Annotated in this window: 14 protein-coding genes and 1 pseudogene; 9 read left to right on the top strand and 6 right to left on the bottom strand. The window is 56.3% G+C overall.

The window, feature by feature from the left end:
* The first annotated feature begins 251 nt into the window (after nucleotides 1-251).
* Nucleotides 252-1074: pseudogene (locus P3T18_RS36340) on the top strand (alpha/beta fold hydrolase).
* A 73-nt stretch (nucleotides 1075-1147) separates the two neighbouring features.
* Here the strand turns inward: P3T18_RS36340 and P3T18_RS36335 are convergent.
* From P3T18_RS36335 to P3T18_RS36325, 3 genes are all read right to left on the bottom strand, one after another.
* Nucleotides 1148-2623, bottom strand: coding sequence for a winged helix-turn-helix domain-containing protein (locus P3T18_RS36335; RefSeq protein WP_429304783.1), 1476 nt, complete (start codon nucleotides 2621-2623; stop codon nucleotides 1148-1150).
* Nucleotides 2624-2748: 125 nt separating this feature from the next.
* Entirely contained in the window at nucleotides 2749-3789 is a 1041-nt protein-coding gene (locus P3T18_RS36330) for a LysR family transcriptional regulator (RefSeq protein WP_429304782.1), read from the bottom strand.
* A 188-nt stretch (nucleotides 3790-3977) separates the two neighbouring features.
* The gene (locus P3T18_RS36325) at nucleotides 3978-5111 is read right to left on the bottom strand and encodes an FAD-dependent monooxygenase (protein ID WP_429304781.1); all 1134 of its coding nucleotides are present in this window, start codon (nucleotides 5109-5111) and stop codon (nucleotides 3978-3980) included.
* A 334-nt stretch (nucleotides 5112-5445) separates the two neighbouring features.
* Between P3T18_RS36325 and P3T18_RS36320 the strand changes: the two genes are divergently transcribed.
* Nucleotides 5446-5610: a hypothetical protein gene (locus tag P3T18_RS36320; protein ID WP_429304780.1), complete on the top strand. Its 165-nt coding sequence runs from the start codon at nucleotides 5446-5448 to the stop codon at nucleotides 5608-5610.
* 133 nt (nucleotides 5611-5743) lie between these two features.
* Here the strand turns inward: P3T18_RS36320 and P3T18_RS36315 are convergent, their stop codons facing one another.
* From P3T18_RS36315 to P3T18_RS36305, 3 genes are all read right to left on the bottom strand, one after another.
* The gene (locus P3T18_RS36315) at nucleotides 5744-6967 is read right to left on the bottom strand and encodes an FAD binding domain-containing protein (protein WP_429304779.1); all 1224 of its coding nucleotides are present in this window, start codon (nucleotides 6965-6967) and stop codon (nucleotides 5744-5746) included.
* A 2-nt stretch (nucleotides 6968-6969) separates the two neighbouring features.
* The gene (locus P3T18_RS36310; RefSeq protein WP_429304778.1) at nucleotides 6970-7461 is read right to left on the bottom strand and encodes a VOC family protein; all 492 of its coding nucleotides are present in this window, start codon (nucleotides 7459-7461) and stop codon (nucleotides 6970-6972) included.
* Between the two features lie 173 nt (nucleotides 7462-7634).
* Nucleotides 7635-8360, bottom strand: a complete 726-nt coding sequence (locus P3T18_RS36305; protein WP_429304777.1) for a TetR/AcrR family transcriptional regulator — start codon at nucleotides 8358-8360, stop codon at nucleotides 7635-7637.
* A gap of 244 nt (nucleotides 8361-8604) precedes the next feature.
* Between P3T18_RS36305 and P3T18_RS36300 the strand changes: the two genes are divergently transcribed.
* The 7 genes from P3T18_RS36300 to P3T18_RS36270 all read left to right on the top strand — a co-directional run bounded on the left by P3T18_RS36300 (nucleotide 8605) and on the right by P3T18_RS36270 (nucleotide 20290).
* Complete coding sequence (locus P3T18_RS36300; protein WP_429304776.1) at nucleotides 8605-11535, top strand: ATP-binding protein; 2931 nt, start codon at nucleotides 8605-8607, stop codon at nucleotides 11533-11535.
* Between the two features lie 657 nt (nucleotides 11536-12192).
* Nucleotides 12193-14349, top strand: coding sequence for an FUSC family protein (locus tag P3T18_RS36295; RefSeq protein WP_429304775.1), 2157 nt, complete (start codon nucleotides 12193-12195; stop codon nucleotides 14347-14349).
* Nucleotides 14346-15869 (top strand): efflux transporter outer membrane subunit, encoded by a 1524-nt coding sequence (locus tag P3T18_RS36290; protein ID WP_429304774.1) that lies wholly within the window; start codon nucleotides 14346-14348, stop codon nucleotides 15867-15869. Before P3T18_RS36295 ends, P3T18_RS36290 begins: the two co-directional genes overlap by 4 nt.
* Nucleotides 15853-16053, top strand: a complete 201-nt coding sequence (locus tag P3T18_RS36285; RefSeq protein ID WP_429304773.1) for a DUF1656 domain-containing protein — start codon at nucleotides 15853-15855, stop codon at nucleotides 16051-16053. The genes P3T18_RS36290 and P3T18_RS36285 overlap by 17 nt, the downstream gene beginning before the upstream one ends.
* A 59-nt stretch (nucleotides 16054-16112) precedes the next feature.
* Nucleotides 16113-17069 (top strand): biotin/lipoyl-binding protein, encoded by a 957-nt coding sequence (locus tag P3T18_RS36280; RefSeq protein ID WP_429304772.1) that lies wholly within the window; start codon nucleotides 16113-16115, stop codon nucleotides 17067-17069.
* Nucleotides 17070-17403: 334 nt separating this feature from the next.
* Nucleotides 17404-19608, top strand: coding sequence for a PAS domain S-box protein (locus tag P3T18_RS36275; protein WP_429304771.1), 2205 nt, complete (start codon nucleotides 17404-17406; stop codon nucleotides 19606-19608).
* A complete protein-coding gene (locus P3T18_RS36270) occupies nucleotides 19598-20290 on the top strand; it encodes a response regulator transcription factor (RefSeq protein ID WP_429304770.1) in 693 nt (230 codons plus the stop codon). The genes P3T18_RS36275 and P3T18_RS36270 overlap by 11 nt, the downstream gene beginning before the upstream one ends.
* Nucleotides 20291-20421: the final 131 nt, after the last annotated feature.

The following is a 20421-nucleotide window of genomic DNA, read 5'->3' as shown; positions in this document are numbered from 1 at the left end:
AGATGATGGAAGAATAGAGTGCGAGAGCCTGCTGTGATTGAGTGTTACGCGCAGTACTTTTGAATTTGCACGACTGAGTTCCCGTATCGGGCGATTGAAGCGGTTTGCTCAACCCGGGGGTCTTAAGAATGGTGCAAATTTGCAAAAATCAGGGCAATTGCTAAACCCTGCCGGGCAGTGTTGGTTGATACTCGCCTGGCGCATGGCACAAGGGTGTCAGACGGCTAATCACCTCCCAAGGAGCACGAGCAATGGCATACTTCACGACAAAAGACGGCACGCAGCTGTATTACAAAGACTGGGGAACCGGACAGCCCATTACGTTCTCGCACGGCTGGCCACTTGATGCCGATGCATGGGATTCACAGATGATGTTTCTCGCGGAGCGGGGCTACCGCGTAATCGCACACGATCGTCGTGGTCACGGTCGCTCGGCCCAGACGTGGGGCGGCAATGAGATGAATACGTATGCAGACGATCTCTCCGAGCTGATCGAATCGCTTGATCTACGCAATGCCGTGATGGTCGGGCACTCGACGGGGGGGCGGCGAGGTGGCCCGTTATATCGCACGCCACGGTACGGAGCGAGTCTCGAAGGCGGTACTCATATCGGCCGTGCCGCCAATTATGCTGAAGACCGCAGCGAATCCGGGTGGTTTGCCGATGTCTGTCTTCGATGAAATTCGTGACGGGGTGAAGAACAACCGCTCGCAGTTTTTCAAGGATCTGGCTGTGCCGTTCTTTGGATTCAACCGGCCGGACGCAAAGGTGTCGCAAGGCACGATCGACTGGTTCTGGTTCCTTGGCATGCAAGGTTCAATTAAGGGCTTGTATGATTGCGTCAAAGCCTTCTCGGAAACGGATTTCACCGACGATCTGAAAAAAGTCACGGTCCCTGCCCTTGTTCTGCAAGGTAATGCCGATCAAATCGTGCCGCTGGAGGACTCCGGCGCATTGTCTTCCAAGATAATGCCGAACGCGAAGCTCAAGATTTATGAGGGTGCGCCACACGGCATGTGCACGACACACGCTGACAAAGTGAACGCGGATCTGCTCGAGTTTATTCAGTCGTAATTGGCTAGGCTAGCACTGTGACGCCGCCCGGGCATCCGAAAGTTGGGTACGGGCGGCGAATGGCGCACCGCTGTTAATCTGTCACGTTATGAAGTTCGCGTGGTTCACCGCCGCATTTGAGCTCACCGTTCGATAAAATCTCAGACGCGGTAGACAGATAGCGAGAATGACGCAGAGCAATGCAGTCGAACTCTCCTTCCGCATGTAGCCTTTCATTTGCGTAGGCCCGAGTCGATTCCGACAACCGATATTGTGCCGCCGAGCTCACGAACTCCACGGAGACAAGCGATTTCTCTACCAACTCAGTGACGCCATTGATCGCATCCATCGCGGTGCAACTGTCGTCACATACGACCGCACACATCGCGTCGACGCTGAAGCCGCTACTAAAGATTGCGATGCGGCGGAAAATCAGTTGGCTAGCTGTGTCGAGTAGTGCAAAGCTCCAGTCGAAGGTCGCCCTCAGCGTCACATGGCGCGGCGTAGCGGTACTGTCGCTGCCGTCGAGTAGTGCCGTGCTGTCACCAAGGGAGCGAAAGATGCCGGCCACGCCTAGCGCGGGCACGCGCGCCGCAGCTATTTCGATCGCTAGCGGAAGACCCTCGAGTCGTCTGCAAATCTCTCCGACCAGCTGGATTGTCGAACTGTCTATACTGGGCTTCGATATAGATGAAAATGCTTTTTTCAAGAAAAGCGCGACTGCGGAGCTCTGCAAAATTTGTGCATCGCTCGACTGAGGTGGCGGGACGTCCAGTGGTTGCACTCTGAAGATGGTTTCCATCCTGATGCGCAGCGGCTCCCGGCTCGTGACGAGGATGCGCAGACTATCATCGAGCGCGAGCAGCGCTTCAACTGTGTGTGCCACTTCGTCGATCAAATGCTCTGCGTTATCGAGTAATAGTAGTCGGCATTGCCGACTTAACGCAGTTGCAACGCGTGCAACGTCAAATGGCGAACCAGTGGCGGGCAAGCCGAGATTTTCGGCAATCGCGTTGAGTATGGGTACGCGCGGATTTAACTTTGCCAAATCGACAAAGCAGGCTATGTTGGAGTACTGCGCCTCGATTTTTCGCGCCATCTCAATTGCGAGGCTAGTTTTGCCGATACCACCCGCGCCAACAAGCGTAACAACGGGTGAGTGCCTGATCATTGTGCGAATCGACCGAATCTGTTCGGTGCGGCCAAGCAATTCACATTCAAGTCGGGGAAGACTGCGTACGTTGATTGGCTGTTTGTCGATGAGTTCTGAGACTGTGTCGATTTTCTTCGTGTTGAGTTGGTATCCCAGATCACGTACGTTGACGATCAGGTCGCGCTCAGAACCGAGGATTTTTCGCAGCCCTGAAAGGACGACATATAGACTGTTTTCGCCGACGACAGTGCTGGGCCATACTGTCGCGAGCAGCTTCTGTTTGGTGACAAGCCTACCATCGGCCCTTGCAATGATGACCAGAATGTCGAAAGCGCGATTGCCGACACGCACGAGATTTCCATTTCGGGACAAGGTACGTCCAACCGGATCAATGCGAAAACTGCCTATTTCAATCATAACGTCCGGTTCAGTAGCAATAGCAATGGTGGAAACCGTTGCCGGGCGGCCGAGACGCTGATGCGGGCACGGGTCGACTAAGGCAAGTGCCAGACTAATGCCCGGTGGCTCACGCGTCTTGCACGTTAGTGCGATGTTTTGCAGAAAAGAATATCGATTTTCAAACGAGACCCGTCAATTGGCGGTCGCGAGGCCGAGCGACTGGAAGTCTTCGCTTTGCGTGAGACGATGAGCGGTTGCCTTGAGTTGGAAGTGCGCAACACGTAGATCGAGTTTTTGCCGCAGCGAGTTGGTGAGAAACTCCACAAACGTCTTGATCTTTGCGTCGACATACACTGACGCGACGGATAGACAACGAACATGTTGGTGTCTTGCAAAGGGTAGTCCGGAAACAGGTGAACCAGTTTTCCCTCTCTGATATCGTCCGCGACTGAATACGTCGGTACAGCACCAACTCCCGCTCCTTCGAGCAGGGCGACCCTGAGCGCCTGCATATTATTGACAACAAAATTACCGGCCAGTTCAGAAGGGGCGGCAGTATCGACTGTCGTTCCGAGGGGCCATTCTGACGGCAAATCGAACGATGAATTAACTTGCATCAGAGTGTGATTCGACAGGTCGCTCACTGCCGCAATGGGATGTCGTGAAAGATATTCAGGTGCTGCAACCAGAATGCGTTCGCATCGCCCAACCAGCTTATTGATATTGCGCGAGTCCGGGAGAGAGTATGCTAATACGATTGATACATCGAACTCGTCCTCTATCAGATTGTCCATATCTGACAGCAGTTTCAGATCGACCGAGACGGCTGGGAAGGCCTTGCGATATTCGACTATTGTGGATGTCAGCTGCTTTAGCCCGATGTCTGGGACGGCGTGAACCCGGAGTCTTCCGCGCGGTAGTGTGTGAGCGTTGCTAGCCTCGGCGTCGGCGGCGTCGATCTCCGCCAGAATTTTCTTGCAGCGATGGTAGTAACGCTCGCCGCATTCGGTAAGCGATACGCTGCGCGTTGTTCGCTGCACAAGCCGCGTATGGAGATGATCCTCGAGCGAGCTGACTGCGCGCGAAATATTACCGGCACTGCAATCTAGGTTTTTTGCCACTAGACTGAAGTTGCCAGTTTCCGCGACCCGCGAGAATACACGCATGCTGAAAATTCTGTCCATAGTTGCTTGACCTCTCGATCCATTTAAGGAAAGGCGTTACGCATCGCCCATTGAGGTAACAATACGATCAGAAGCGGGTCCGCGCTATCCCTACAAATGGGTGCCGGCATTACCAATGCATTCACCCGCCTAATCTCGAGGTATAAGTCTGTACAAAGAGATGATTAACCGTAGGTGGCTTCGTGGTGTCACGAATAGCCAAGACCGAATGATTTGGCAAGCATTGGTCCCTTGAGAAGAAGAGGTTCAACAGCGCGACGCCGTACTTCGGCCCAATCTGCGAGTACACGCACGGTGTCACTTTCTGCTGTTTGGGATGCGTTGAGTGCCTGGGCGAGGCTAACTGCATCATCGGCGGCTTTCGACGTCCCCGAAGCAGTGTGTGGCCTTAGTGTGCAGGCTGCATCGCCTACGAGCGCAATACGTCCAGATGCAAACGACGGGCTTAGTGCGTCGTAAATGACTTGCAAGAAGGGGCTCTCTGTCGAAGTCAATAGTTTCGACAGAATGCGCGGAAGACGCTCCGGTGCAATTTTTCGTAGATGCGCAAGCGAATGCTCCGACAGGGCGCCCGCAGCTATCGACGCATGATGCCGCTGGCCGTCGCGATCGGTTAAGAACGATTCAACTTTTGCGAGGTCTGCCTCGTTGCGGTACCAGAGCCAATTAAACCGGCGCTGTCCCGCATCAAGTGACCCGTTTGCTGACGGGATAAGGAACGCCATGAACAGTTCGTCCGCTGAACGGAAAAGCGTGATGTTCTCAATCAGATCAGCGATTTCCGCCGGGGCGAAGGCGCTCTCGCTGACTAACCCTCGCCATGCGATATAGCCCGCGTAAGACGACGTGGTACCCGGAAACAGCAATGAGCGCAGGCGAGACCCTGTCCCGTCGGCAGCGATCAATATGTCCGAGCGGATCGGTGGACCATTTTCAAACTGGATCTCAATGCCGTGGGCATCCTGCGCGACAGTTGTCACGTTCCGCCCGTACTGAATCACCGCTGACGGCAGCATGCTACATAACGATCGGTAGACCGCGTCCCACGAGGAGAATGGCAAGAGCTCCGGGTCCTCGTGCATCACATTGCCTGCAATATCGATCCATCGACGGCGATGAGTCGGCACCGCGAGCGTAGCGCGCGTCTGGTGGCCATGCTGTTCAAGAAATCGTAGCATCTGACGTAAAACTGCTACACCACCGCCGCGACCTCTGAGTGGTGTTGCTGAGCGCTCAAACACGTGAACTTCGTGGCCCGTGCATGACAAAGTCAGGGCGCAAGCCAGCCCTGCGATGGAGCCGCCGGCGATTGCGATTTTCATGATTGCAATAAGATCATTAGGTTTCCGGTTTGAATTACCATTCGGTCACTCACCTGAACATTACTCCTGGTTTTTCTCGTGTGTTCACGAGGTGGCACAATTTAAGCCGCCGCATCAGCAGAATTAATATCTTTTTACTGTTTCACGTGTTTGTACTGCGGTATGTCCAGCTCGCCGACATCATTTATCTTTGAGACGATATAGAGGGGCGTGATGACAAACGAGCTGGGACGCGGTGCCATCAGGAAGCGGTCTTCGTCGCCGCCGGTACGACACCACGTCCGCGAAAGTGTAGCGGTCGAGATTACGCAATGACTCCGCGATCAGGAAAGAAGTGAAAGACCAACTGGCAAGAAATCCGATCGTCTATATCATGACGTCATCGCTACCTGAGAAAACCAACGCCGAAATGCCCAACAGCGAAGCTGCAGACATAAGGTTGCCAGCAATCGTGCAATCGTTTCTCGAAGCGCGAATCTGCGAAGAGAGCGGTCATTGATCGCCGCGGCCGTGATCTGTCGGCCCCTCACTATGCAGGCTGAGGCGGCAGACTCCACATTGTCTGCTTGCGCTTAAGGCTACAGTCAATGTGGCAACTTTTCATTCTAGCAATCGTGGTAGTAGGCCAGCAGCTAAAAGCTTGTGGGAACGGCAGTTTCCCGCATCACAGCATCAGGAGTTCGATATCGCTCCGCCATCTCACGATCGAGGTCGTTCTTCAACTGCGCTTGCATATAGGCGCCGAGGTGACGTGCATGTTGAACGATTGCAGCGCCGACCCGGGTACGCACATGGCTATAGTCCATCAGAGCTTCCTTGACGTCATTGCGAAGATTTAAGGCCTTCACCAGTTCCACGGCGTCGCTCGCTGCCTTCGTTACGCCCATACCGCAGTGCGGACGCGCAACAAATGCGGCATCGCCTAATAGGGCAATCCTGCCAAAGGCCATTTGCGGGACTTCGAGGTCAAAGATCGGTTGGAAAAGCGGCTGCTTTGTTTTCATCACGACTTCACCGAACTGTGGCGCAAGCAGGGTCAGTGCGGCGTCCTCCATATCCGCGAGCACATCCTCGCGGATAAGGGTGGGTGGAATGCCGCCTACCCAGCGTTTCCCCGACTCGTCGGTTAGCAGGTTCGGCAACTGAATATCTTCACTGGTGGCGCGGTACCATACGAAGTTGTAGCGGCGCTCGCCAAGCGTGGTGGAGTTGCTCTGGCCGGCGACCGGATAGCCGAGAATCTGCTCACGCGGGGGCAGGCAAAAGGCGAACTTCTCGAATAAAGCTTCGCGTGTTTGTGGCGAAAGTGAGGCTTCGTCAACAAGTCCGCGCCACGCCACATATCCTGCGTATTGCAGTTTGACGTCGGGGAGGAATTGCTCGCGAATAGCCGACTTGAATCCATCTGCGGCAACGACGAGATTCGCATGCAAGACGCTGCCGTCGCTTAGAGCGACAGTCGCCTTATCGGAGCCGTCTTGCACCGATACGACTGTGCCGCCAGCGTGATAGTGGGCGTCGGGCAGGGCAGCGCGCAGGACGTGGTACATCTTTCCCCAAGCCGTGAGCGTCTGCGGCAACTCGCGCTCCGAAAGAATCGCACCGTTCTGCGCAAACGTCACGCGCGAATGCACCTTCACGCCGATGGAGTCATCGAAATCAACTCCGGCTGCCTTCATCGCCTCGAACAATTCGGGATGTGTGACGATGCCTGCTCCGCGTCCGGCAAGTTCATCAGGGACGCGTTCGAACACCTGGACGTCCCAGCCGTTACGCACCAATAGATTAGCCGCGAACAGGCCGCCCAGTGAACCGCCGACGATAATCGCCGTGGGGCGTGCGGGATTTGATGCCATGATTATTCTCCTGTGTCGACGGGGACCTGGATCTGGGCTTGGGCCAGATCATTACTGGTCATTCCGGCAATTTCTTGCGCTGGAAAGTTCAGCTCAATAGTGACGCCCGATGGATCTTCAATAAACACCTGATGTAAACCGAGGCTAGGCACTGTTCGGTCACGGTACGCGATGCCTTCAGTCTTCAAGGTGATCCACATTTCTGCGAGGCCGGTCGCCAGAAACGCGATGTGGTCAACAGTGCCAGTTCCCGTTGACGATCCCGTCTTGTCGCCGAGGTAAGCCGAAAGACCGTCGGGATTGGCGGGGTCCACGCCGATGATATGAACCGTGCCGAAGTCCGCCTCGTCGCCGCCCATATAGAGCCACGCACCGGGGAAATCGAAGGGCGGCCGATAGCCACGTTTGAGCCCGAGGATCTGTTCGTAGAAGCGGCAGGATTTCTCGAGATCGATGGTGCGGATCGAATAGTGAGCAAGCTTTGGAATCGGCATCTGGAGCTCCAGCAACGCAATTAATCGACCGATTAGTGATCGATAGATAAATTGTAGGCTAATGTGTCTGCCGGAGAAAGCGGCGCGCTGCCGGTGTTTACCCTGAAAAAGTCAATTTGTACGACGCGGCGGGAGAGTGTGAAGCGGAGCGCCGGCAGGATGGCCGACGCATATCAGATGGTCGATTTCGTCCGGGATCGGGTCTTTGCGGCAGGTTGCGAGTCGGTTTTCAGTGCCGTGGGCACACCACTAAGGAAGGCATCTATATGCCGTGTGATATGGTCATCGATGTCATCGCTGACCGGCAGCCCGTAGATCCACTTGCGCACGCCAAGGTAAAAAATGCTCGCATGTAGGCTCCAGATCAATTCGAGGTCTATTTCGCGCTCTCGTGGGCTCGTCGCCACCGGCAAATCATAGGAAGACCGAATTTCGGCCATCACAGGCAAAAAGACGCGTTCGCGCAATCGCGAAAGATATTTGGAATTGATGCCCTCGCGCGTGAGGCCGGCGAAAATGAAAATGCGAATCCATTCGCGCCGTAGAATGACCTCCGCGTACAGCGAGTAGAAACGAACCAGACGATTATAGATTGGGACGGAACGATCCTTGATCAGGGTTTCCCAATTCGAATCCCATTGATAAACTTCTTCGTACACACGGTCGATCAATGCCTCTTTGCTCGAAAAATATCGGTACAGGAGCGGCTGCGTCACACCGAGTTGGCGAGCAAGTTCTCGCGTGCTGCCGGCAAAACCATGCGTGGCAAAGTGATCGACTGCCTTAGCGACAATCTGACGCTCGCGGACTTCAGGCGCTAGACGCCGTGCAATAGCTTTGGGAAGTTCGTGCGCCGCGATATGCGCTGCGGGCTCGTCGATCCGTACTTTTTTCGGCATGGCTTTTGGGCTACCCGGTATGTTGGGACGCATGATACAAAGATTAAACTGGTCTGGCTAGGCAAGTAGCCCAGCGCAATGCCTAGCCTTCAAGGTAGATATTGATCTGGGATAATCGCCTCGTGCGAGGCACAAGGCGGTTCTCTATGCATCCGGGGTTGCGTCTGGCCGAGCTTCGTATATGCATCGCTTGACGCGCGCTGTGCGATAGTCTCTCAACACCACGCTTTGGGAATCAGGTTCGATGATCCGGATTGGTCCTCTACAGGTAAACATCGACGCTCGAGAAGTTCTTCTCGATAACGAGCCCATCCGTCTCGGTAGTCGAGCTTTCGATATGCTCGTTGTGCTGATTGCAGCAAACGGCGAACTGGTATCGAAAAAAGAGCTGCTCAGAAAGGTTTGGCCGGACACCATCGTCGACGAGAGCAACCTGCAGGTGCACATGTGCGTGTTGCGCAAAATGCTGGGCGATAGCCGGGGGCTGATACAGACGGTGTCTGGACGCGGCTACAGGCTACTGCAGATCGGCATACCGAGCGCAACATCACCAAAGACGAGCCAGAAAGCAGAGATTGAGGCCCCCCGGCGCAGTCATGGTGTTCCGCACAATCTGCCGTCAAATCAAGACATGTTGATCGGTCGTGGCAAAGCGATCGAAGATGTCTCTCAGACGCTCGCTTCGGCCCGCCATGTGACTCTGGTCGGATCAGGAGGAATTGGTAAAACGTGTTTGGCGATTGCGGTCGCACGTAGTCTGCTGAGCGTGTACACAGAAGGGGTCTATCTGGTTTCGCTGGCCTCTACCTCGGATGTCAACAGTGTTCTTGCTGCGTTTGCGGCCAGTTTGGGTCTTACTCCGGGGGCAGGTCCGCTGACACTCCCGCGCTTGAGCAGAGAACTTGCTGGGCGGCGTGTTTTATTTGTGCTTGATAACTGTGAGCATGTGCTAGGACCGGCTGCTGAACTCGCAGAGATCCTTTCTGGCGTGAGCGAAGAGGCGCGAGTCCTCGCCACGAGCCGTGAGCCTTTGCGCGTATCAGGCGAACATCTATATTGGGTTCCTGCATTGGAGCTTCCCGGAGATGACGATTCGGGCAGCGTCCTGCTCAATTGCAGTTCAATTGAACTTTTCATTGCGCGGGCCCGTTCAATCGACGCTCGATTTTCCTCTGACGAAAAAAATGTTCAGCTGATGGGCACGGTATGTCGGCGACTCGACGGCATACCGCTAGCTATCGAACTGGCGGCGGCGCGAGCTGCGATTCTCGGCGTCGAGACCCTTGCCGCCCATCTCGACGACCGCTTCAATATACTGACGGGTGGAAATCGCACGGCACTGCCGCGGCATCAGACATTGAAAGCGACGCTCGACTGGAGTTACGGTCTGCTCGATGAAGCGGAACGAACGACGTTGCGTCGGCTTGGTATCCTTGTAAACAGCTTCACAGTAGACGCGGCGGTTGCTATTGCTGGGGATTCTGTATTGAGCGATGTCGATGTGGTCACCGCGCTAATGGGACTGGTGGAAAAGTCGCTGGTGGTAACACGCATGGAGTCCGTCGGCGCAACCTATCGCCTGCTTGAGACGACGCGCGAATATGCGATGCAGAAGCTGGATGACAATGGGGAGCGACGTCTTGTCACGTTGCATCACGCACGATATTTTCTTGGCATCCTCGAAGGTGATGAATCCGGCAGCACTGATGTGGTGCATTCTTTCGCCGATGGCTGGCACGCACGAATGCACGAGTTGCTGGATGATTTGCGCGCGGCGTTAGGTTGGGCTCTGTCGGCCAAAGGAGACGAGGCGTTAGCTGAAAGGCTTGCGGTCAAGGTGGTTTTTTTACTTTACGAACTGTCGTTGGTCGACGAGTGCTGCAGTTGGGCCCGCCGTGCCCTTGACGTTGTGATTGTGACGCATCAAGAAGCGCGCTCAACCCACTGTTTGCGTGTACGTATGCAACTACAGGCCGCGCTCGCCGCTGCGCTCGTTTATGTCAACGGGCCGTCTCGTGAGACGGTGGGTATCTGGTCGGAGATTATCGGTTCGGCGATTGCGCTTGGCGACCATGCTTTCGAAGCGCGTGCGTTATGGGGTATGTGGAACGCGAGTCAGTCGGCTGGCGCGTCGCGTAATGCACTAGCCTTTGCGAAGCGCTTCGCCTCGCTTTGCTCGGAGACGGGCGACGCAAGCGGGGCGATCCTGGGATATCGTCTGCTTGGCATCGCGCAGCATTATGCTGGCGATCAGCAGAAAGCGCGCGCATCGCTCGAACAGCTGTTGCAACACACCGAGGGGCTGCAACATCGGCTGCCACTTGGCCAATCCGTCGACCAGAGCGTTGTCGGCAGGGCCACGCTCGCTCGTGTGCTGTGGCTCCAAGGTTCCCGCGATCAGGCTCTGAGAATGGCTCAGGACAGTGCGGTTGAGGCATGCGGTCAGCAACCCGCCATAGTCGCCTGCTATGTGCTTGTCGAGGCGCTCGTGCCGTTGGCTTTGCTTTCGGAAAAGCGTGATCTGGCGAGTGAGGCAATCGCTTTATTGCAGGATGTCTCTATGCAGGCAGGTCTGAACGTGTCGCAAGTGTGCGCGCGGTGTTTTGATGAATATCTGCGCTCACTGGACACCAATGCGGCGCCGCGTCTGGAGGCGTTTCGTGCAGCACTAAATGATCTCGAAGCACTCGAATTCGGCGCGCCGCGCGCCATGCTAATTGGACAGTACTGTCTGGCGCTTGGCCGCGCAGGCCAGCGGGAACAGGGCATCGCAACCGTTGTCGCCGCGTTGTCCCGCTGCGACGAAACAGGCGACCATTGGTTTGTCGGCGAACTCAGGCGGATTCACGGAGAGCTGCTGCTCATGGAGCAAACAGCTGCGTCGCCGCCCGGTGCGGTCACGCGCGACGCAGAGGCGTGCCTGAATGCCTCCCTGGAAGACGCGACCGTGCAGGGCAACCGTACATTGCAGTTGCGAGCGGCGACCAGCCTCGGCCGCCTCTGGCACGTGCAAGGCCGGAGTCTGGAAACTGCACAACTATTGAATACCGTGTGCTCGCGCCTTACCGAAGGACTCGATTGGGACGATTTTAAAGCGGCCTCCCGATTGCTGCTGAGTGTATCCGGTGCGGCTTCCCTGAAGGAAATAGACGTTCCTGCCAAGTCCGTTAAGTAGTTCAGTGTGCCTAACCGTGACTCTAATATTGTTTGCGATATGAAACATCACGAACCGCGCCCCTAGGCTGCGACTGCGAGAACGGGGCCATCAGGCTCAGTATCAGTTCGGGAACACCGGTCATTCTTCAACTTCCAGCGAAGAAGCTCGCACGTTGCGGCAATAGCATCGCCGGATAGCCCGCAATAGCGCTCATGGCTTCCGGCGTGGAACGCATTGGGGGCGTCACGAGCGGCATTCCGAACGGGAAACGGCGGTTGCACAGCTGTTTCAATCATGGTTCGATGGCGAGTGCAAGACCGCAGGCACTCGACGTGCAGCGTGCGCAGCCGGGCGGGGGGCGGTGGCACTATTGGTCGACGAGGGCCATCGATACGATGTGCGCGATTCTCAGCGGGCGCGGTGACGGTTTTGCCAAGCTGGATCGACCCATTTGGGTCAGGGACGTGTGTGGCAAGCGTTTGGCCTGAAGGTGGAAGGACCCAACTGCTTTTCATTGTGCTTCGCATATAGAAAAAGAATGCTTTTTTGCAAAAGACATGAGCAAGTGCATTGCAAGCTGCAAGCGTGAAATTGCCCTGCGCAATAACCATCCATGCCACGTAAAGCAGCAGTCTTTGACGGCTTCGTACTGACGGGCAACTCATGAACCTGCAAATGAATAAGATCGCTCGCCCGCGATGGCGGGATGAACTGACGACATACTTGAAAGAGGACGGCCCGCGCTTTTTGCACATCACCAAGGTTGCCGGAGCGGTGACGCTCGCCATGTGGCTATGCATGCGGTTGGAGCTTCGCACACCAGGTACGGCCATGGTGTCATGCGTCATCGTCATGATGCACCAGCAAAGCGGAATGGTGATCGCGCGCGGCTTCTATCGCGGACTAGGCATGGTTTGCGGCAGCTTCGCGGGGCTCTTACTTATCGTACTGTTTCCGCAGCAGCCATTGCTGTTCTTTGTGGCATTGGCGGCGTGGATCGGTGTGTGCGTATTCGGTGCCTCTTACTTCCGCAACTTCCAGTCGTATGGTTTCGTGTTGACGGGGTATGGCACGGCGATTACGGCAATGCCGGCTTGGTCCAATCCGTATGGCGTGTTCGACAATGTGGTTTTCACGGTCAGCGAGGTCGTGATCGGAGTGACCTGCGCCTGCATCGTGAGCGCACTGGTGTTCCCCAAGAAGATCGCGCCGGCTCTCTATGCGTCGGGCAGCCGAAATTTTACGGATCTGCTCGCGGCGTTGCATACGATGCTGCGACAATTTCCCGCGGCAGTGGATTTTCAGACTTTTGTCAATCTGATTACCGAACGGGCCGGCATCGAAAGCCTGCGCAGCGGTGCGGTGTTCGAAGACCCGTCGATTCGTCTGCACAATCATGTCCTTCTCGACCTAGACCGGAGCTTTCTCGAAACCGTGGCGTGGATTCACGCACTCCATCAATTGAAAGCAAGAGCAGCCGCCCAAGCTGAACCGCGCGCACTCGCCGCAGTCGAGGAGCTGATTGAAGCGCTACTCGCTATTGTTCCAGAGCCTGAGCACCCGCAAATCGTGACTCTCAAGCAGGTCGAAACTCTTGACAAAAAGCTGCAAGGTTTCGAAGCGGACCTACCTGCGCATCTAGGCAGGCTTCTTCTGTCTCTGACAGATCTGTCGCCTCACCAACGTCAATTCGTGGCGACCACTGGAGCCGCGCTGTTTTTCTCGATTGCCGATCTTCGTGTGCTGTGTGGCAGCTACGTTCAGATACGCACGAATGACTTACGTTCGTGGTCACGCTCGGTCATTGAGACTATCAGCAGATTTGGACGTACACGCGCGACAGCCAATCGGATTGCAGCACTAGTTGCCGGGACTAGGGCTGCAATAGCGGTACTGCTGGTCGGCGGAGCGTGGCTGGCCTCGGGTTGGGTAGGCGGATCGAGCGCAATTGTCGCTGTTGCGATCACCAGCGCTCTGTTTGCGCTCGCTCCCAATCCAACGGTCGCGAGCTGGCAAATTTTTGTTGGCTGTCTGCTCGGCTGGATGGCGGGCTTCGGGTTCAACTTTATTCTGTTACCGAACTTCAACGCATTCGAGGTTTTGGCCGCGACGATCTCGATCTTCGTTATGGTTGGTTCCTATGTAAATACCTTCGCGAGGACGGCGATTCTTGGGCTCGGTTTTAGTCTGTACTTCTGTTTTATCGTCAGCATTGCCAATCCTACGACCTACAATCCGAGCGCCTATCTCGACACCGGCTTTGCGCTGCTTTTCGGCATCGCCACAGCCGCAGCTGCATTTTCGGTTATCGTCCCGCGCGCGAGTGAATGGGTGACTGCACAGTATCTGAAGCAAGTTCGTACGCTTGTGATTACCGACGCGCGAGATGGTGAACTGGACGATCTGCTATTTACGTTTGAATTAAGTCTTCGTGATTTCATTATCGAAATCACCTCAGCACCGACCGATGCGCATATGGATCGCAATCATCTGATCGGTTGGGCGTTCGCGGCACTTGAAATCGGCCGAGCGATGATCCAGATGCGGCTTGATACGGAGCGGCTTGGCACCGCATTGCCGGCGCAATGGACTGGCGCACAGCAGGTCTGGCTCTCTGCCACAGCCGAAGTGTTTGCCCAATCTACGCAAAGCGCCGCAGACGCCGCATTGGTTGCAACCCGACAGGCGCTCGACGCGCTTCCTGTCGCACAGAATCTGACTGTCGACGCAGCGATGCTCACGCGCTGCCGGATGCGCGCCTTGCTGCATATTACGGAGCTGACATTGCAGGACGGCACGTTGTCCTTATGGCATACAAGGAGAGCGGCATGAGACTGCACCGTCTATCGGTTCGCTCGATCTTCCGACCAGAATTCGCTGGCCTGACTTCAGCGCTACTGCTGAGTGGATGCATCACCAGTGGTGGCATCCACACGAACGAGTCGATGCTCGACCCGACATCGCTCGATCCCGGAGCAGCGTTGCGCGCCACACAGGCTGACGCCGGCTGGCCCACCGACCACTGGTGGCAACAATGGCATGACCCGCAACTCGACACCCTTGTGCAGGACGCGGTAGCCGGCAATCCGAATTTACGGGCAATCGAAGAACGGGTTGCAGCAGCAAGGTATCAGGCGCAGATAGCTGGTGCGGGCGAGTTGCCGCAACTCAATGCCGACGGCAGCTTTGAGCGGAGACGTTATGCCCGCTACACAACGCCGGCACCGCCGGGTGGGACCACTGTGTGGAGCAATAGCGTTCAGGCGGACCTGTCGTTCGATTTAGATTTGTGGGGCAAAACGCGGGCGATTCGCGAGGTCGCGCTCGACAACGTGCAAGCCGCCGCCGCGGATGCCCGTTTCGCGCTCGTGGAACTGCAAACCGCCATGGTGCGTAGCTACGTGCACTTGTCGCTCGAATACGCGTTGCTGGACGTGTACTGCACGGTCCAGCGGGAGCAGCAGCGCACGCTCGATATCACGACGCGTCGCTGGCGCGCTGGAGTCGGCAGCCAGTTGGAAGTCAGTCAGGCGGCGACAGAGTTTCAGGCCAGCGTTACACGAGTCCACGAGGCGCAACAACGATTGGCGGTGAGCCGCATCGAGATAGCTGGGCTGGCGGGAAAGGGCCCAGGATATGGCGAAAAACTGGGTCGGCCGGAACTTGCGCTGAGCGTTCCGGTGGCACTGCCGGCTTTGCTGCCGGCCGAACTCATTGGTCATCGCCCAGACGTCGTGGCGGCGCGTTGGCGAGTCTTAAGCGCAGACAAACGCATCGACGCGGCACATGCGGACTTCTATCCGGACGTCAACCTGATCGCGACGGCGTCGTTGGGTTCGGCGACGACCTTCGGTGGGTTCTTAAACTTTATGAATAGCGATGGTCTCGGTCACAGTGTGGGAGCCGCCGTCTCTCTGCCGATCTTTGATGGTGGACGTCGGCGCGGGCAATACGGGGTTGCCGTTACGTCGCGCGATGCCGCAGTCGATGCATATAACCAGAGCGTGGTCAACGCCGTGCAGTCCGTTGCAGTGCAGGTAGTTTCGTTGTGCTCGCTCGATCAGCAACAGTCATCGATCCAAAGCACGCTGGAGTCGTCGCGCAATTCGTTCCGACTGGCGGAGACTGGCTATCGCAGTGGCATCACAGAATTCCTTGACGTACTCGCCGCGCAAAACGTTCAGCTGCGGCAAGAGGAGGCGCTCGCAAGTAATCAGGCACAACGGCTGGACTCGTGGGCACTTCTGATGAAAGAGTTGGGTGGCGGATTTGCGGCGGATCAAGCTCATCAATTAGCTCAGGAAACATCGCCCGTTGCACAGGAAGGAGCACATAATGCCCCGCGAAATTGATCTTTTTTCATTGCTCGTGCCAAGTCTTCTGCCGATTCTCGCGGTATGCGTACTGATATTCATTGGACTTGATCTGGTCCTCGCAAAGTTCAATTTTTATAACTTCACGTGGCACCCAAGCTTGTTTCGCGTAGCGCTATTTGCGGCGATGTTCAGCGGTACGTCACTGCTGTTTTGGAAGTGATTGCCACGGCGATCCGCCTCTCTGCGCTATCCATTGACAGTTTTTCTTGCTAAATGACGATGACAAAGCAATCGATTCTGCGAACTGTGTTCACGCTCACTGTTCTGATAGTGGCAATCGCGCTGGTTCGCATGCTATGGGTCGATTACATGTTTTCGCCTTGGACACGAGACGGCAAAGTGCGTGCGGATGTCGTGCAGGTCGCAACGGACGTGTCAGGCCTCGTCGCCGAGGTGCGCGTGAAGGATAACCAATTGGTGCGCAAGGGAGACATCCTGTTTGTGCTCGATCCAGCGCGTTTTCACTACGCGTTAGCGCAAGCCGATGCCGATCTTCTACGCGCGCAGGCGCAAGTAGAGCAGGCGAAGGCGGAGATGGCCGGCAGTCAGTCGAGCTTCGCCATGAAGCGCGCGCAGGCGGCGCGCCGGGCCAATCTGGCTGGCGATGTCATTTCCGACGAAAGCCGCGCCGATTCCGCTTCTCTTGAAAAGCAATCTGCTTCGTCATACGCCGCCGCCACTGCGGCCTATAGTGCTGCACGAGCGATGTACAAAGCAGCGGTGGTCGCACAGCAGACCGCGGCATTGAATCTGGCGCGCAGCGAAGTGCGGGCGCCGTCAGACGGCTACATTACGAATCTGAATCTGTACCCCGGGGACTTCGCCACTGCTGGTACCGCGCGAATGGCACTCATCGACTCTCATTCATTCTGGGTTTACGGCTATTTCGAGGAAACCAAGCTGCCGACCGTGCGCGTCGGCGATCAAGCGGTGGTACGGCTGCTGTCAGGCGGTAAGGACATTATGGGCCACGTCGATAGTCTGGCGAGCGGGATTGCTGATAGGGACAATCCAACGGGAAGCGATTTGCTTGCCGATGTCAATCCGATTTTTACCTGGGTGCGGCTCGCTCAGCGTGTGCCAGTGCGGGTGCATTTAGACCGGATCCCGCCGGATGTGAGGCTGGCCATGGGCATGACTTGTACGGTCACATTGCAGCCGCGCGGCGAACAATGACTCGACCGCGTCTGGCGGCCGAAACTCTAAAGCCTGTTCTGGCAAAGGCCTCAACGGCGGTCCTACGGCATTCCAGATCGAAATGTCTTTGGAAGGTTTAAGAAAAAATAAGTATCCTTGTTGGTGCAGGGTCGCGCATGATGCCAATCAGATCGAAACCCTTCGGTCCCCGGCAGGTAAGAAGTATGAGTTGCCTGGAAAGCCAAACTGGCTATTTTCATGCCGACGGTCTGCCGGTTTTCGCGCATGAACAACCGTTTCGAAAACCCTGTATCCATGCATTTGTGCAATGTGATGCCCGATTTTCGTTCGGTTTCGGATTGATCCGGCCGCCATGAAAACCTTGCAACGCGTGCTGCCCATCGCATACCGTGAAACTAGCGTCGTCGCGCCGCTAGCTGCGGTCATTGCACTGGTGGTATTTGGGATCGACGCTTTGACGCCGCTTGACATCGCGGTCGCGGTGTTCTATGTCGTAGTGGTGTTGCTGGTCGCTTCGACTAATAATCGACAAGCCACGATCAAGGCCGCTTGGGGATGCGTCGCGCTGACCTTGCTCGGCTTTGTGCTGTCGCACGACACCGGCTATTCGACTTCCGCGGTTGCCCGTTGTGTCGTTAGTCTAGTCGCAATCGGGACGACCTCTTTCCTGAGCCTCCGGAATCTGGCGGCCACGGCGACACTTCAGGAACAGATCGAACTGCTCAACCTTGCCCATGACGCGATCGTCGTGCATGACATGAACGATCGAATTACGTTCTGGAATCACGGCGCGCAAGCGCTATATGGCTGGACGGCAGAGCAGGCCATCGGAAAGTCGATCCACACACTTACGCAGACGTCGTCCGCGACCCCCGTAGAAGAGATTCGCGATACGCTGCTGCGCACCAACCGCTGGCATGGCGAGCTGCGGCGAGTTCGGCAGGATGGCAGTGTCGTGGTGATTTCAAGTCGCTCGGCACTATGGCGCGACGCCAGCGGGACGCCGCGCGCTGTATTGGCCACCAACAACGACATCACGAAGCGCAAAGAGATGGAGGCCACGCTACAACGTCAACAGGAAGAATTGCGCGCTACCATCGACGCGATTCCTGGTATGGTGTGGAGTTCGTCGAGCGACGGCGAGCTGACCTTTATCAATCGCCGCTGGAACGATATGGGCGTGACGCTTGATGAAGGCGAAGGTGGTGCGAATGTCTGGTCCGCCATAGTGCATCCGGAGGATCTGCCTGAAATGCAGCAAGACTGGCAGTCGGCGATAACCGCGGGTTCGCCGTTTGAGAACGTCTCCCGAATCCGGACGGGTACCGGCGCCTACCGCTGGATGCATCTTGGCGCGGAGCCGCTGCGTGACGCCGCCGGCATGATTTTGCGCTGGTACGGAGTGAACACCGACATCGAGGCACGTAAGCAGGCAGAAGAGGCGCTCGAGCGCAGCGAGGCCTTTCTGCGTGATGCTCAGCAGCTAAGCCGTACCGGCAGCATTGCGACCCGATTTCCCGACAGAACGATGTGGTGGTCGGACGAGACCTACCGGATTTTCGAGTACGAACGAGACGTCGTACCGTCGTTCGAGGCGATCGTCGCGCGCGCTCATCCCGACGATCGGTCAATCGTGCTTAGCGCATTTGGACAGGGAGAGGGCGGGGCGGCGCTGGTCGATGTGGCGCATCGCCTTACTATGCCTAACGGTACGACTAAGTACGTGCACTATGTTGCACATCTCGCGCCCTCACAGTCTGGTGGACCGGAATATGTCGGTGCCTTGATGGATATCACCGATACCAAGCGTGCGCAAGAGGCGCTTGCGCGATCAAGCGCAGAGCTCGCACACGTGACACGCATTACCATGCTTGGCGAACTGGCTGCTTCGATCGCCCACGAAGTCACGCAGCCCATCGCTGCGGTCGCGGCCTGCGGCGGCGCAGCCCTGCGCTGGCTGCATCGTCCCACTCCCGAACTCGGCGAAGTTGAACAATCCGTTACGCAGATGATTCGCGACGCGAAGCGAGCCAGTGAGATCATCCAGCGAATTCGCACCATGTCGACCAAGCGCGATCGTAACCCGACGACCATCGACCTCAACGGCATCGTCGGTGAATCCGTCGAGTTAATGGGGCGCGAAATGGAGCGTCATCGTGTGTACTTGCAACTCGACCTTGACGAGCCGTCGCCCACCGCATGTTGTGATCGGGTGCAATTGCAGCAGGTGTTGGTCAATCTGATGATGAATGGCATTCAAGCGATGGCCGACGTGAGCGGAATGCGCACGCTGAAAATCGTTACGCGGCAGTTCGATGGTGATTATGCCCACGTGATCGTGCAAGACACGGGAAATGGGATAAGCGAGGAAAACGCGGATCGGCTATTCAGCGCGTTCTTTACGACCAAAGCTGACGGTATGGGCATGGGCCTGTCGATTTGCCGCTCGATCGTGGAGGCACACGGCGGCCGTATATGGGCTGAATCGCCCGCAGGAGGCGGCGCAGTATTGCAGTTCATCCTGCCGGTTGATGAAGGGAGATGTCATGAGAGTTAGCAATGTAAGCGCGGAAGAAAAAGACACTGCAGTCGCGACGATGGTGTACGTCGTCGACGACGATGAGTCGATGCGCGAGGCCGTAAGCAGGTTATTGCGCTCCGTGGGGCTTGTCGTAGAAACCTTCAGCACAGCGCAGGAGTTTCTAGCCTATGAAATGCCTGATGTTCCAAGCTGTCTGATTCTAGATGTTCGCCTTAAAGGGCAAAGCGGTCTGGCGGTTCAGGAGCAGATTGCTGAGAGTCAGATGCGTCTGCCGATCGTCTTCATGACCGCACATGGAGACATTGCGATGACAGTCAAAGCAATGAAAGCTGGAGCAATGGATTTTCTGGCAAAACCGTTTCGCGATCAGGATATGCTTGATGCGGTCACTCACGCGCTTACGAAAGACGAGCAACGACGAGACGCCAGTAGAGCAGTCAACGATTTGCGTCGCTGCTTTGAGTCACTAACAACTCGTGAGCGTGAGGTCATGGCGTTCGTCGCAAGTGGCCTTATGAATAAACAGATAGCCAGCAAAATGGAGCTTAGCGAAATCACCGTAAAGATTCATCGTGGACAGGCAATGCGCAAGATGGGAGCACGTTCGCTCGCCGAATTCGTTTTGAAGGCAGAAGCGCTCGGCATCAAGCCGCCTCAAGATAGCGCGATCACGCCAGTCCGAGGTTCGCGCAACTGACTGCGCGTTCGTGGGGTTTAATAAATCAGGCTTAAATCGACGAATTCCGCCTGACGTGTCCTAATGACAGTCTCGATCATACGCTCGTATAAATCATCCAGCGCTTCTATCTAACGAAGCCTCGCAATCTC

The sequence above is a fragment of the Paraburkholderia sp. GAS199 genome, from assembly GCF_050436585.1.
Lineage (GTDB): Bacteria > Pseudomonadota > Gammaproteobacteria > Burkholderiales > Burkholderiaceae > Paraburkholderia.
Note: the sequence above shows the minus strand (reverse complement) of the source record. Positions and strands in the feature narration are given on the sequence as shown.

Bases quoted from the DNA above. Each gene is read 5' to 3' on its own strand.
- P3T18_RS36335 (WP_429304783.1), bottom strand. From the start codon at position 2,623: ATGATTGAAATAGGCAGTTTTCGCATTGATCCGGTTGGACGTACCTTG.
- P3T18_RS36330 (WP_429304782.1), bottom strand. From the start codon at position 3,789: ATGGACAGAATTTTCAGCATGCGTGTATTCTCGCGGGTCGCGGAAACT.
- P3T18_RS36325 (WP_429304781.1), bottom strand. From the start codon at position 5,111: ATGAAAATCGCAATCGCCGGCGGCTCCATCGCAGGGCTGGCTTGCGCC.
- P3T18_RS36315 (WP_429304779.1), bottom strand. From the start codon at position 6,967: ATGGCATCAAATCCCGCACGCCCCACGGCGATTATCGTCGGCGGTTCA.
- P3T18_RS36310 (WP_429304778.1), bottom strand. From the start codon at position 7,461: ATGCCGATTCCAAAGCTTGCTCACTATTCGATCCGCACCATCGATCTC.
- P3T18_RS36305 (WP_429304777.1), bottom strand. From the start codon at position 8,360: ATGCCGAAAAAAGTACGGATCGACGAGCCCGCAGCGCATATCGCGGCG.
- P3T18_RS36300 (WP_429304776.1), top strand. From the start codon at position 8,605: ATGATCCGGATTGGTCCTCTACAGGTAAACATCGACGCTCGAGAAGTT.
- P3T18_RS36295 (WP_429304775.1), top strand. From the start codon at position 12,193: ATGAATAAGATCGCTCGCCCGCGATGGCGGGATGAACTGACGACATAC.
- P3T18_RS36290 (WP_429304774.1), top strand. From the start codon at position 14,346: ATGAGACTGCACCGTCTATCGGTTCGCTCGATCTTCCGACCAGAATTC.
- P3T18_RS36285 (WP_429304773.1), top strand. From the start codon at position 15,853: ATGCCCCGCGAAATTGATCTTTTTTCATTGCTCGTGCCAAGTCTTCTG.
- P3T18_RS36280 (WP_429304772.1), top strand. From the start codon at position 16,113: ATGACAAAGCAATCGATTCTGCGAACTGTGTTCACGCTCACTGTTCTG.
- P3T18_RS36275 (WP_429304771.1), top strand. From the start codon at position 17,404: ATGAAAACCTTGCAACGCGTGCTGCCCATCGCATACCGTGAAACTAGC.
- P3T18_RS36270 (WP_429304770.1), top strand. From the start codon at position 19,598: ATGAGAGTTAGCAATGTAAGCGCGGAAGAAAAAGACACTGCAGTCGCG.